Raw genomic sequence first — 13,802 nt, 5'->3', positions numbered from 1 at the left:
GGTTCACGCCGGGGCTGCTTTTTTTTCGACCTTTTTCATTCTTCCATGCCGCCAGCCGCTGCCACCGCCGCCGAACGATTGACCAGCCTGGATGCCTTCCGCGGCTGCGTGATCGTCATCATGATCTGGGTCAACTACCTGGCCGGCATGCCCGGCATTGCCTGGTGGCTCGAACATGCGGGTCCCCGCGCCGACGGCATCACCATGCCCGACCTGGTCTTTCCCGGCTTTCTGTTCATGGTCGGCATGGCCATACCGCTGGCCTTGCAGCGCCATTGCGGCCACGTCACGCCAGCCTTGCTGGGACGCCTGCTATGGCGCTCCGCCAGCCTGATGCTGGCCGGCGTCGTGCTGGCGAACGCCTACCGCTATGATGCGCAGGCGGCGCCGCTGCCGCACGCCATGTACTTCCTGCTGTTTTATGTGGCGATGATACTGCTGTGGCGCCAGGGCGCGGGCAAGCTGGAGCTGGCCGCCGGCGGCGTGCTGATGCTGTTCCTGCTGGCGACGTTTCGCGGCGAACTGAACGCGGAATTTTCCAGCACCTGGCTGCAACCGTCGTGGTGGGGCATCCTCGGCATGATAGGCTGGTCCTATTTGCTGTGCAGCCTGCTGTACCTGGCGTGCCGGGGTAGCGGCACGGCACTGATGGGCGTATTTTCCCTGCTGCTCGTGCTGTACATGGGCGGCATGGCGGGCAGCCTCGATTTCCTGCCGGCAGGCATCAACTCCTTCGTCAACGTGCCGCAAGTGCTCGGTTCGACGGCGGCCAACGTACTGGCCGGCACCCTGGTGGGCCAGCTGTTCCTTCGCGGCGCCGCCTTGAGCCATGGGCAGCGCATCCGTTTCATGGCGTGGTTCGCGCTGGGCCTGTTCGCCGCCGGCATGCTGCTGCGGCCGTATCACCACATCAACAAGATCGCGGCGACGGAATCCTACACGCTCGTGTGCAGCGCCCTCATCCTGGCCCTGTTCCTCGTGTTTTATGTCGTCATCGACGTTTGGCGCTGGCGCGCCTGGGCCGTGGTGCTCTTGCCCGCCGGCACCAATGCCCTGTTCGCCTACATCGTGCCCGACCTGTGGCAGCAACTGGCGGTCGTGCTGCACTTGCCGCCCGTCTGGTGGCCGTATCTGGCAACGGGCGGCGCGGCCGGCCTGTGGAATGCGGCCGCCGTCACCGCCCTGATGCTGCTGTTGACGGCCATGGCAACGCGCTACGGCCTGAAATTGAAATTCTAGACCTTGATGTAGATCTTGCGCTTGTCCATGAAATAGGCGATCAGCCAGCACAGCAGCATGAAGCTGACGGCAAACAGCAAGGACCCCACGCGCGCCGGCGCCCAGCCCGTAAACCAGTGCTGATACAGCCACTGGTACAGGTTGCCGCCACCGGTGCGCACGGTAAACGCGATGATCACCAGCACTTCCGACACCAGGTAGATGAACAGCGTGTTCTTGCCGAAGACTTCAAAAAAGTAGGTCCAGCCCGTGATCTTGCGCACGTCGATGACGAACATCAGCAGCGCCAGCAGCAGCAAGTCCAGGCCGATACCGAGCATCACGTAAGAGCTGGTCCACAGCTTCTTGTTGATCGGGAACACCTCATTCCAGCACAGGGCCACGGCCACGCAGATGACGCCGGCCACCACCAGCCGATACAGCGCCGCACGCAGCTGCGCCGGCGCCGTCCGGCGCAGGAAACTGCCCGCCAGGTAGCCGGCAATCACATTGACAATCGATGGCAAGGTGCCGAGGATGCCTTCCGGATCGAAGGCGATGCCTTCTCCGTGGTACAGATGGCTGTCGCCCAGCAAGATCAGGTCGAGCTTGGCCGGCGCGTTGCCGTGCAAGCTGTAGTCGCCCCACGTCGCGAGGATGGCCCAGTAGCCGAGCAAGGCGCAGGCGCTGAAGACGAGCGCGCCCCGCGTCTTCCAGCAATGGAGGACCAGGGCGGCGGCCAGGTAGCACACGGCGATGCGCTGCAGCACCCCGGGAATGCGCGTGTGCGACAGCGGCGACCAGGCGAACTGGCCCGCATCGTCGATCTTGAAGAAGGGAAACCAGTACAACAAAAAGCCCAGCAAAAAGATCAGCGCACTGCGCTTGCACAGCTTGGCCAGCACGGCGCCATGCCCGAGGTGTTCATATTTCCCCAGCGCAAAGGCCAGCGCATTGCCGACGACAAACAGAAAGCTGGGAAAGACGAGGTCCGTGAGCGTAAAGCCATGCCATTCGGCATGCAGAAACGGCGCATACACGCTGCCCCAGTCGCCAGGGGTATTGACGACGATCATCAGGGCGACGGTCAGGCCGCGCAGAACGTCGAGGGCGAGGTAGCGTTGGGAAGCAATAGTCATGGTCAAACAGTTCCAAAAGATAAAAACCGGCTCCCCGTTTGTGGCGGAAAGCCGGTAAAAAAACCTACAGTTTGGCGCGCAGGCCAAAGTAAAACTGACGGCCATTCGAGTAAAGGGCCGTCGGCTGGTCCTGGTTGGCGCCGTAATACTTGAGTACCGGATTATTCAGGTTCAGCACGTCGAACGTTAACGAGTAGCGCTCGTCGATCTTGTAGTTGATCGACGCGGCCAAGTTGCCCACGCCATGCACATACTGGGGCGAGCTGCTGAACAGGCCGGCCAGAAAGCTGGAGCGGTAGGTGTAGGCCAGGCGCGCGCTCAGGCGCTCATCCTCGTAATAGCCTTCGAGGTTGTAGGTGCCGCGCGAGCTGCCCACGACGGCGGCCCCATCGTCCGCCTTGCCATTCGTATAGGTGTAATTGCCCACCACGCCGAAACCGCCCCACAAGCCCTGCTGGTAACTGAGTTCCACGCCCTTGTTCTTGGCGCCGATATTCGTCGGCGACTGGATCACATAGGTGTTGAATTTCTTGAAGGTATTATTGTAGTAGCTCACGGGCGCCGTACCAAACGTCACGTACGATTTCATGTCCATATAGAAGGCGCCCACCGACAGCATGGCCTTTGGCGCGAAATACCATTCCAGGGTGGCGTCGTAGTTGGTCGAGCGTATCGGTTTCAAGTCCGGATTGCCGCCCGTTCCCGTCAACAACTGGTCATTGAGGTTGACGGCGCCCACCAGTGCGCTGTAGTCGGCACGCGCCATGGTTTTCGCCACAGCCGCGCGGGCCACCAGGTCCTTGCTCAAGTCAAACTTGATATTCGCGCTCGGCAGTACATCCGTGTAGCTGTGCTTGACGACGGTGGGCGTGTAGGTACCGAAAATATTTTCCTGGCCGATCGGATTTTCGCCGCCTGGCACGTTCGTCACCGTCGTCTGCTGCGTGCGCACGACGCGCACGCCCACATTGCCGCGCCACTTGTTGCCTGCCAGGTTGGCCATGATGTAGGCCGCGCTATCTTTTTCCTTCACGTCCAGCTCGGCCGGCCAGTTGCGCGAATTCGGCCCGCCCGAATTGTCGTACTTGTTGGCCCACGCCACCAGATCGGCTGGGTCGAGCTGCCAGTATCGGCCCTGCGCGCTGCTACCCAGGCCCTTGCCGTAATCGCCGGGATAGGTGCCGCCATTCCACTTCGGCAAGGGCGCATTCGTCGTGCCGTCGCACACGGCACAGCTGCGGTTTTCCGGCCAGGACACATTGCGGTGGTGTTCCGCGTAGCGCGCGCCGAATTTCAACGACTCCAGCACGCCATAATCCATGCTCAGCTCGCCATCGGCCTGGCCATATTTTTCCGTGTCCAGGGTTTCCACATGCGAACCCCAGGCCGATGCCGTGACCGCGTTGGAGAATTTGGAAATGTCGATGCCAGGAAAATTCAGCCTGGCCGGCGACAGGCCGTTCAGCTGGTACGACACGCCCACGCCCGTCAAGCCCGCCTCATAGCCAAGGTCGACGGGCGTCTCGCCAATGCCGCGCGTGTAGCCGAGGCTGCCCGTGATGCGCAGGCGCTCGCTGGCGCGGTAGCTGCCGTTGAAGTCGATGTAGGCCGTCGACGAGTTCGAGCCGGGACGGTAGATCTGGTCAACCAGGGCCGGATACAGCTGGCCGTTATAGGGCGTGCTAGCGTTAGCCAAAGGAAATTGCGACGCGGGAAAGTCGGCCGCCACCAAGGTATTGTTCTTGACCGTAAACGCGCTGGGAATCACGCCCACGTGCTTGCCGTCATTGTCGACGGCATTCAGGTTGGCGCCCGGCTGGTTATAAAAGCTGCGGTTGTAATTGGCCGCATCCAGCTTGGAATAGAAGCCGTTGACGTCCAGCAACAGATCGGAAGTCGGCTTGAATTGCAGGTCGACGCTGCCGCCCTGTCGCTTGCGCACTTGTTCGAACAGGGCCGAATTGATGCCCAGCGGCGCCAGCACGCCGGCCAGTTCCGGATATTTCTGCGCGGCCGGGCTGTTGGCGTCGATGGCGCCATAGCCGAAGAATTCCTGGCCATCGCGGCGCTCGTGGCGTTTTTCGGAAAACACCTGGAACAGCACGCCCATGGTCTTCGCTTCGTTCTTCCAGTTGAACAGGGCATTCATTTGCGGATCCGTCTTGTCCGGCAAGTCCGCATAGATGGCCTGCACGGCCAGCTCGGCCGTAAATGGCTGCTTGAAGCTGAGCGGCTTGCGCGTCTCGATATTGATGGAGCCGGCCACGCCCCCTTCCACCAGGTCCGCCTGCGCGCTCTTTTGCACGGTGACCCGGCTGACGATTTCCGACGGCAGCAAGGCAAAGCTGACGCTGCGCCCCACAGTGCCCACCTGGTCCGTGACGAACCAGTCGCCCGTGCCCACGGCATGGCCGTTGATCAGGGTTTGCGTCAGGCTGGGGCTGGTACCGCGGATGCTGACCCGGTCATTTTCCGAGAAGCCGCCCTCGCCGCCAGCCGACGATGAAATATTTACGCCCGGCACGCGCTGCACGGCGTCGGCCACGTTCTTGTCGGGCAACTTGCCGATGTCTTCCGCGCTGACGACATCGATCACGGAATCGCTGTTGCGCTTCTGGCTCAGCGACTGCTCCAGCGAAGCGCGGATGCCGGTGACGACGACTTCCTGCATGGCCGGAGCGGCGGACGGGGCCTGCTGCGCCTGGGCCGCCATGCTCATGGACAGCAAGGCGGCAGCGGCGGCGATGGGGTGCAATACGGGGTGCAAACGACTGTTCATAGACTCCTCGTTATAGATGCCCGGCACGGTGGCGGGACGGTTTTATATGAGTACAGACGGCAGGCGCCCTGCCAGTGGGCGTCGAAAAAAAAGGCAAGCTCCCGAAACAGGAACTTGCCTTGAAAAGACCGAGGAAGACCGGGCCTGAAGCGGAGGAATCAGGCCTGATCGTCTTGCTTACAGCTTGGCGCGCAGGCCCAGATAGAAGGTACGGCCGTTGCTATAGAAAGCGCGTGGCTGATCCTTGTTTTCCGCGTACATCTTGATGGTCGTGTTCGTCAAGTTAAGCGCATCGAACGTGATCGTGAAGTGTTCGTTGATCTTGTAGTTGAGCGAACCGGCCAGGCCGCCCGCGCCGGCAACGTGCTGGCTGGCGCCACGGTCCACGCCCGCCTTGTAAGCGGAACGGTAGTTGTAGGCCAGGCGTGCGCTGAGGGCGTTGGCTTCATAGAAGGCCGTCAGGTTGTACGTGCTGCGCGATGCATTGACCAGTTCATCACCATTGTCCAGCTTGCCGTCGGCATAGGTGTAGTTGGCCAGGATGCCGAAGTCGCCGAACAGCGGTTGCTGGTAGCTGAATTCCGCGCCCTTGTTCTTGCCGCTGGTATTGAATGGCGACGTGATCTGGTACACAGTGTTGGTACCACGCTTGCTATTGTAATAAGAGGCATTTACGGTACCATTCGACACCACCGACTTCAGGTCCATGTAGAACAGGCCCACCGAGAAAGCCGACCTCGGTGCGAAATACCATTCGGCGCTGACTTCGGCGTTATTCGATTTGACAGGATCAAGCTGGACGTTACCACCGGTACCGCTCAAGGCATCGTCATTCAGCGAAACCGAGCCACCAAGCGCGCTGTAGTCGGGACGGGCAATGGTGCGGGCAATGGCAGCGCGGACGACGACGTCGTTGCGCACATCAAACTTGATATTGGCGCTAGGCAGGTAATCGTTGTAGGTGCGCTCAAACAGATTCTGCGAGTATGGCTCCCAATCGGAACCAGTGATCGGGCCACCCTTCTTGTTAACCAGACTGGACTGCTTGGTTTGCACCGCGCGCAAACCAAAGTTACCGCTCCAGTTGTCACCAGTCAAATTGGCCATGGCATAGATGGCCGAGGTTTTTTCCTGCAGCTTGAATTCATCTGTCCAGTTATGACGTTTCACACGATCGAGATTGCGATTTCCAGGAATCGCCCCCCAGGCACCCAGCGCTGCCCCGTCATACTTGAAGTAATTCGACGACAAATTGCCACCCAGGTTCTTGGCGAAGTCGCTCGGGTATTGGGTGCCATTCCAGACAGGGCCCGGATTGGAGAAACCCAGAGGACCCGGTTTGGATTCAAGCGGATGCTCGGCATCGCGCTTGTGATCGGTCAAACGCGCACCGAACTTGACGGAGTCCCAGATGCCCGAGGACAGGCGCAGTTCCGCGTCGAGCTGGGCATATTTTTCCTGGTCGACGGAACGCGACTCGCCGCCGCCGGCCCATGCCGTCGAACCTGGCTTGGTGGTGGTGCCGCCCGGATAGGAAACGCTGGCAGGGCTCAAGCCGTTCAACTGGTACACCATGCCGCCATCGACGTTGTTCTGGTAATACACATCGTCACGGTCATAGCCGACGCCGTGGGTCTTGCCCAGTTTACCGGTCAGTGTCAGGTCCTTGGTGGCGCGGTACTTGAAGTTGAAATCGAGGTAGTACGATTCGCCGCCAGCGTCAGGACGGTAGATATTGTCGACTTCGCCCGCGTTCGTGGCAAAAGTGGCGCCTGTCATAGTGCCATTTTTGATCGTATAGTTGGTCGGTATCTGACCGTTCGGCACACCGTCTTTCGTGCTGTTGATCGAGTTGGCAGGCGCGGCCAACCAGTTGGTGTTTTGATGCGGCGCCTTCAGTTGCGAATAGAAGCCGTTCACATCCAGAGTCAAGTCCTTGCTGGGCTTGAATTCGATGTCGAACGCGCCGCCTTCGCGGGTTTTCTTTTGCTCGAACAGGGTAGCACCGATAAAGGTCGGCACTTTCACGCCGGCCAGTTCAGGACGGGCCTGGGCCGCGACACTGTTCGCCGCAATCGGCGTGTAGCCAAGAATTTCCTGGCCGTCGCGGCGCACGGTCGATTTTTGTGAGAAGCCCTGCACCATGATGCCCAGGGTATTCGTGTCGTTCTTCCAGTTCACCAGGCCGGAGAACTGCGGATCGGTCTTGCCGGCCAGGTCGTTGTGGAAAGCCTGGATCGAACCTTCCGCCGTGATCTGGTTCTTGAATTCCAGCGGACGGCGGGTGATCACGTCGATCACGCCCGAGACGCCGCCTTCAGGCAGGTCGGCGGTGGCGCTCTTGTGCACGACAACCGAGCTCACCAGTTCCGAAGGCAGCAAGGAAAAGCTGCTGCTGCGGCCAACGTTGCCGCCGAACTGGTTCAGCACAAACCAGTCGCCCGTGCTGATGGCGTGGCCGTTGAACAAGGTTTGCTGGAAGCTGGGGCTGGTGCCGCGCAGGCTGACGCGGTCGTTTTCGCCGAAGCCGCCTTCGCCACCGGCGGACGATTGGGTATTCACACCTGGCAGGCGCTGGATCGCGTCAGCCACGTTACGGTCTGGCATCTTGCCGATATCTTCAGCGGTGACCACTTCCACCACGGAATCCGCATTACGTTTTTGCTTCAGCGATTTTTCCAGCGAGGCACGCACGCCGGTCACCGTCACAACGGTGGCCACGTCTTCGGCGGGCGCTTCCTGCGCCTGCGCCGAAAAGGACAGACCGGCGACCATCACGGCAACGGCCGCAGCGATCGGCGTACGGCTACGCGAGCCCGATTTCACGACGGCAGCTGCAGGTGTCAAATTGCGTTTCATGTACTCCCCCTTGATTTAGGCCCCAGGATTGGAACCTTTTCATTTTTAACGTAGGTCTTCTTTCCAGCCCGCCTACTCTCGCGGCATGCTGCAGACCCTTCGGCACAACCACTTACAAAACCAATTCAACGCCAATATACTACTATCCAATACCAGAACACTACCAGTTGCAACTTTTTTTTTATAACGTTGTTTGAATCACACAGACCACTTCACCGAAATCAATTTGTAGCCCGTATGGGTGGGTTAAATACCAGCGGAGCCACGCATAAATTGCCGGCCTGATAATTGAAATTGGTTTTACAACGGTCTTTTTTGGTATTATCCAGCGACACAAAACAGATACAGAGCGCGTCTGCAACGCGCCGTAACGGAGACCCTCAGCGTATGACAACCCTGGCTCACATCATGCAAGGCTTGGGGCAGACGAGTAGCCTGCCCCTGTACCAGCAACTGCAGCGCGCGCTGCGCGAAGCGATCGACAAGCGCATCCTCGGCCCCGACGAAGCCCTGCCGGCCGAGCGCCAGCTGGCCAGCGACCTGGCCGTTTCGCGCATCACCGTGCGCAAGGCCATCGATGGCCTCGTCAACGAGGGCTTGCTGGTGCGCCGTCCCGGCTCGGGCAATTTCATCAATACGCGCATCGAGAAAAACTTCGCCAAGCTGACCTCGTTTTCCGAAGACATGCGGGCGCGCGGACGCACGCCGCGCAGCGTGTGGCTCAAGCGCGCAGAGGGCACCGTGACGCCGGAAGAGGCCTTGCGCCTGCGGCTGTCGCCGGGCGCGCCCGTGTACCGTTTCCACCGCATCCGCTATGCGGACGAGGTGCCGATGTGCCTCGAATACGCGACCATCGTCGCCAGTTGCCTGCCGGCGCTCGACGCCGTCGACGTATCGATGTACGACGCGCTGGAACAGGCGGGCAACCGGCCCGTGCGCGCCTTGCAGCGGCTGAGCGCGCTTTTATTGACGGGGGAGCAGGCCAGCCTGCTGCAGGCGGAGGAAGGCGACGCGGGCTTGTCGGTGGAAAGGCTGGGCTTTTTGCGCGATGGCCGCGCCGTGGAATTTTGCCGCTCCTACTTCCGCGGCGATATGTATGACTTCGTGGCTGAATTAAGTACCAATTAATACCAGCCGCGCCATTTCAGCAATACCAGATAACACCACTTATTGCGGTGCAATATATATGCCGGCATTGCATTTCAATATGCACGGCAATGGTGCAATCATCGGCGGCGATTATGTAGCATCCTGCGCGGAATATAAAAGAAGGCTGCGCAATGCGGTTTTGCGCATTGCAGCAAAACGTGGCGTTAACCGTCAGACGGCCGACGCGGCGCGGCGGCCCACGCACAGCAAAATCACACCCAGCGCCACGCACAGCCAGCCGAACAGCGGCCCCAGCCACCCGGCCCAGGTGGCAATGGGCGGGTGCGCCGGCAGCGGCGCCAGCAAGGTACTGCCCGGCATGACGCTGCTGGCGCGCTCCGCCAGCACGCGGCCATACGCATCGCTGACCGTCAGCACACCCTCGCGTGCCGCGCGCAGCACCGCATAACCGTTTTCCACGCCGCGCACGACCGTCATGCGCGCCCCCATCCAGGCGTCGAGCTGGAAATCCCAGGCCGGCACCAGCATCGTTTGCGCCCCGGCCGCGCCATACGCGTGCCCCAGGGGCGCGAAATGCATGTCCTTGCAGATGGCCAAGCCCATGGCCTGGCCCGCCACCGGCTGCACGGCAAACGCGCTGCCGGCAAGAAACTCGCGCTCGGGCGGCGCCAGATGATGTTTTTGATAGCTGACGGGCGCGGCGCCATCGGGCGCGAACAACCAGGCCAGGTTGCGCCGGCCGGCAGCGTCCTGCACGCCGACACCCACGGTAATCCACGCGCCCGTGCTGCGCGCCAGCGCCTGGAAACGCTGCCGCACGGCGTCCGCCTGCTCAGGGGCCAGCACCGCTATCTTTTCCGGCAACAGCACCAGCCTGGCGCCCTGCCCGGCCAACTGTTCGACGTGGCGCGCGTACTGGTCCCAGATGTCTTGCGCGCGCGGCGGCGGCGTGGCAGGGCCGATAAAGTCATCGATGGCCACCAGCCCCGCCAGCGGTCCGCCAGATACCGGGATACCCTGCACGCGCCAGGTGCCAGCGGCGAACGCGGCCGCCAGCAGCAGCACGGCCGCACCCGCCGCTGGCGCATACGCGCGGCCTCCCGCCAGCAGCAAGGCCAGCGCGGAGGGCGCCAGGCACAGCAAAAACAGCAGGCCAGGCACGCCCGCCAGGGCTGCCACCTGCAGCACGGCAATATTATCCGCCTGCGAATACGCAAGGCTGCCCCAGTTACCGTCCGGCAGCCAGGCCGCCATCAAGGTATCGATGGCGACCCACAGCACGGGATACGCCAGCACCGTCCAGCTTGCCCGGTAGCGCAGCACGAGGCGCCGCGTGGCCAGCACCACCAGCAGCCACAGCAGCGCCTTGACGGTGATCGCGGCCAGCACGGCCGGCAAGGGCATGAGCAGGCGGAAATAAGTAAAGTTCGATGACAAGCCCAGCATGGCGGCCAGCAACGTCATCCAGGCCGCATCGCGGCGCGACGAACGCAGGGCCAGCCACAGCACGGGCAGCGGCGCGCACCAGGCCAGCGGGCCCAGCGGCTGCGGCCCCAGCACCCAGTACAAAGGCAGGCCGGCCGCCAGCGCGGCGGCAATTTGCAACAGGCGCTGGCGCAGCGCGGTACTGCCAGCAAACAAGGCTGGCGCAGACAAGGTATTGAACATGCTCATGCTTTCAAGGGGAGCCAGATTTCCACGCCGCCAACACCGCTGGCGGGATCGAAATGCCGGTCGTAGCGTTCGAAGTCGGGCGCGTCGGCCACTTCCAGGCCCGACTGGGGCAGCCACTCGTTCCACACCGTGCGCCAGGTGGCGCGGATGGTGGAAATATGCCCGCGGTGATGAAACACGGCATAGCGCTGCGGGGCGATGCGCAACCGCATCCAGTTCTCAGGCGCCTGGGAAAAGTCGCTGACCGGCATGGCGCACAGGTAATCGAAATTGCCCGCGTCGTCATTGTTGCAGCACACGCCATACACCAGCTGGCCGGGCGCCACATGGGGCAGGAAGCGCTGCCACAGGGCGGGGATGCCGGCAGCCGTCTCTGCGCGATAACGTTCGACCAGACCGGCCACCAGCAAGGCGGGTCCCTGCTCGAAACGGGGCGCTTCCAGGGGAACGCCTGGCGCCACATCCATTTTGATGGCGTCCACCAGCGCGAGGTTGGCGACGTGGCGCTGGGCCCGCACTTTTTCCGGCGTGACATGGAACTGGTCGCGAAAGGCCCGCGTAAATGCTTCATGGGAACTATAGCCTGCTTCCAGGGCGACGGCGAGGATGTCTTGCGCACCCAGGGCCAGTGCGTGCGCCGCCTCGCTGAGCCGGCGCGCCCGCACATAGCGCATCACGGAGTGGCCGGTGGCCAGGCCAAACGCACGCGTCAGGTGGTACGGCGAGGCGCCGCCCACGCGGGCGATGTCACCGAGCGAGAGATTCTGCGCATAATGCGATTCGATATACCAGAGTGCCTTGGCAAGATAGTGCATGGACGCTTCCCGTTGAACGAGCAGCGACTGTAGCATTTTCAAGTAACGAGGATTTGATTGGAATTGCGCAATGCGGACTTATTTGCGCGTGCGCTTTTCATGTACGAGCTGGCCGCTGCTGATGCGCGCCAGCTCGGCCATCTCTTCGGCCAGGAAGGCCAGCAGGTCGTCGATGCTGACGACACCCGAGAGCGCGCCCAGGCTGTTGACCACAGGCAGGCGGCGGATGCCGTTGATGCGCATGCGCTCGATGATGTCGTAGACGTCTTCGTCTTCGCTGGCCGTGAGCAGCTGTGCGCTCATGATGTCACCCACCAGCAGGCTGGCGGGGTCGAGGCCCAGGGCGATGACGGAAATGACGATGTCGCGGTCGGTGAGGATGCCGATGGGCACGCGTTCGCCGTTTGGCTGTTCGGCCACGATCAGGTCGCCCACATGGTGCTGGCGCATCAGCAGCGCCGCGTCCTGGACGCTGGTGTCACGTTGGCAATGGATGGTGTGCAAGGTACAGATGTCGCCGATACGCATGTCGCCACTCCGTTTGAGGCAGAGTGTCCACGCTACGCCACCCCGCCGTGGCGGGTTTGAGGCACATCAATTGAAACGACTTATTTTTCTTCGGGGGGCGGCAGGAAGCAGGCTTCGACGATTTGCAGGTCGTTATCCTTGGCAAATTCGCGCACGAAGTGAAACGCCATCGGCTCGATCTCGCGCAGCTTGGTGTTGACCACCACCGACTTGACGCCATTGACGACGGTCGGGCGCACGTAGGGCGAATACTGGAGGTGCGCATTGCGCCCGCCGCCTTCGGGATTGAAACAGGACATCACTCCACAAAGGCGCTCGGCCCAATCGCTGGGTCGGAATTGCTTGCCATTGCTGGTGAGACCAAGGATGAAGAACTCGTCTGAGAGTTCCCCTGTTTTTTGAGATAACTCGGCCATGTGGCTTGTCGGGACTGGATTGCGTGAATGGCCCCGGCGGGTAGGCCGGGCTGGTAATTCAACTACGTTTGCTGCGGTAAGCCAGTATTATATCTTATAGAAGACTTGGGTTCTACCTCGATCTGCCCTGACGATGCAAACAGGGGCCGGCACGCATCACGCGCCAGCCCCTATTTTAACCTTGTTCCACGCGCAAGGCGCATGGATGGCGCGTGTGCGCCCGCGTCAGCCGAGGAAAACGGCGCCCGACATCAGCAACAGCAGCAGCATCCACAGCAGCAAGGCGCGCCAGACGAGGCCCACCGTGCTCTGCAAGGCGCGTGCACCCGGCTCTTCGCCTGGCAGGATATCGCTTTCGCTGTCGCTGTCATCGACGGCCATATCCGGCGTGACGAGCACGCGGGCCGCCGTTTCCGCTGGCGTGCCCAGGCGTACGCCCATGGCGCCGCCGCCGGCCGTCAGGATGATGCCGATGGCCTCGTCCTGCCAGCGCTGGGCGAAATTGCGCCAGGCATAGATGGCATCCTCGAAGTTGCCGACCACGGCAAACGCCACGGCCGTCAGGCGCACGGGGATCCAGTCGATCCAGTAAAAGGCGCGCGCGGCGAACTGGCCGAACGCTTCATTGCGCATGTGCTCGGGTTCGTTCCAGGCGCGCGCCAAATATTCGGCCACGCGGTACATCACGGCGCAGGCAGGGCCCAGCGGCATGAGGAACCAGAAGAACACGCCAAACACGTTGCGGTGCGTGGTGACCAGGGCTTTTTCCACGGCGATGCGGGCGATTTCGCTCGCTTCCATGCCCACCGTGTCGAGCTTGGTCCATTCGGCCAGCAAGGTGCGCGCGGTCGCCTCGTCGCCGGCGCTCAGGGCCAGTTGGATGGACGTAAAGTAATGGCTGTAGTGACGGAAGCCCAGGGTCAGGTAGATGATGAGGACGTTCCAGGCAAAGGCCAGCAGGGTCAGCTGATAATGCTGCAACAGCCAGTAAATACCTGCCGTGGGCACCATCAGCACGCCGATCATGAGGAACCAGCCCATGCGGCCGTGGTTGGCATGGCCGGCATTGAACCAGGTCTCCATGCGCATTGCCAGGCTCTTGATTTCGGCGTAGATCGGATTGTCCGCGCGCAAAGGTTTGAGCTGCTCGATCAGCAATGCGCAAAGTATGGAGAGAAATGTCATCAAACGTCCTTTTTGTCTTTTTCAGCAATACCGCAATGCCCGCTACGATAGCGCAGTGCAGTGCTGGAATCAAACTTAT

General features: G+C 61.6%; 10 protein-coding genes. 2 read left to right on the top strand and 8 right to left on the bottom strand.

What is annotated here, in order from left to right:
* The first annotated feature begins 45 nt into the window (after positions 1–45).
* A complete protein-coding gene (locus tag OPV09_RS07545; protein ID WP_338681025.1) occupies positions 46–1,239 on the top strand; it encodes a DUF5009 domain-containing protein in 1,194 nt (397 codons plus the stop codon).
* Here OPV09_RS07545 and OPV09_RS07540 read toward each other — a convergent pair.
* The 3 genes from OPV09_RS07540 to OPV09_RS07530 form a co-directional block, all read right to left on the bottom strand.
* Entirely contained in the window at positions 1,236–2,357 is a 1,122-nt protein-coding gene (locus OPV09_RS07540; RefSeq protein WP_338681023.1) for an acyltransferase family protein, read from the bottom strand. The two genes, OPV09_RS07545 and OPV09_RS07540, sit on opposite strands and share 4 nt — an antisense overlap.
* A gap of 64 nt (positions 2,358–2,421) precedes the next feature.
* On the bottom strand, positions 2,422–5,136 hold the full coding sequence (locus tag OPV09_RS07535; protein ID WP_338681021.1) for a TonB-dependent receptor: 2,715 nt from the start codon (positions 5,134–5,136) through the stop codon (positions 2,422–2,424).
* Positions 5,137–5,313: 177 nt separating this feature from the next.
* Positions 5,314–7,995, bottom strand: coding sequence for a TonB-dependent receptor (locus OPV09_RS07530; RefSeq protein ID WP_072454370.1), 2,682 nt, complete (start codon positions 7,993–7,995; stop codon positions 5,314–5,316).
* Positions 7,996–8,382: 387 nt separating this feature from the next.
* Between OPV09_RS07530 and OPV09_RS07525 the strand changes: the two genes are divergently transcribed.
* Complete coding sequence (locus OPV09_RS07525) at positions 8,383–9,123, top strand: GntR family transcriptional regulator (RefSeq protein ID WP_034759852.1); 741 nt, start codon at positions 8,383–8,385, stop codon at positions 9,121–9,123.
* A gap of 192 nt (positions 9,124–9,315) precedes the next feature.
* On the opposite strand, the gene OPV09_RS07520 is transcribed toward OPV09_RS07525, so the two are convergent.
* From OPV09_RS07520 to OPV09_RS07500, 5 genes are all read right to left on the bottom strand, one after another.
* Positions 9,316–10,779, bottom strand: a complete 1,464-nt coding sequence (locus OPV09_RS07520; protein WP_081368160.1) for a carbon-nitrogen hydrolase family protein — start codon at positions 10,777–10,779, stop codon at positions 9,316–9,318.
* The gene (locus tag OPV09_RS07515; protein ID WP_338681017.1) at positions 10,776–11,594 is read right to left on the bottom strand and encodes an AraC family transcriptional regulator; all 819 of its coding nucleotides are present in this window, start codon (positions 11,592–11,594) and stop codon (positions 10,776–10,778) included. The genes OPV09_RS07520 and OPV09_RS07515 overlap by 4 nt, the downstream gene beginning before the upstream one ends.
* A 78-nt stretch (positions 11,595–11,672) precedes the next feature.
* Complete coding sequence (locus OPV09_RS07510) at positions 11,673–12,122, bottom strand: CBS domain-containing protein (protein WP_070303693.1); 450 nt, start codon at positions 12,120–12,122, stop codon at positions 11,673–11,675.
* A gap of 80 nt (positions 12,123–12,202) precedes the next feature.
* A complete protein-coding gene (locus tag OPV09_RS07505; protein ID WP_029496213.1) occupies positions 12,203–12,538 on the bottom strand; it encodes a DUF3579 domain-containing protein in 336 nt (111 codons plus the stop codon).
* 225 nt (positions 12,539–12,763) lie between these two features.
* Positions 12,764–13,723: a CobD/CbiB family protein gene (locus OPV09_RS07500; protein ID WP_338681015.1), complete on the bottom strand. Its 960-nt coding sequence runs from the start codon at positions 13,721–13,723 to the stop codon at positions 12,764–12,766.
* Positions 13,724–13,802: the final 79 nt, after the last annotated feature.

Origin of the sequence: Janthinobacterium sp. TB1-E2, from assembly GCF_036885605.1 — a bacterium.
In the GTDB taxonomy this organism is placed as follows: domain Bacteria; phylum Pseudomonadota; class Gammaproteobacteria; order Burkholderiales; family Burkholderiaceae_D; genus Janthinobacterium; species Janthinobacterium aestuarii.
Note: the sequence above shows the minus strand (reverse complement) of the source record. Positions and strands in the feature narration are given on the sequence as shown.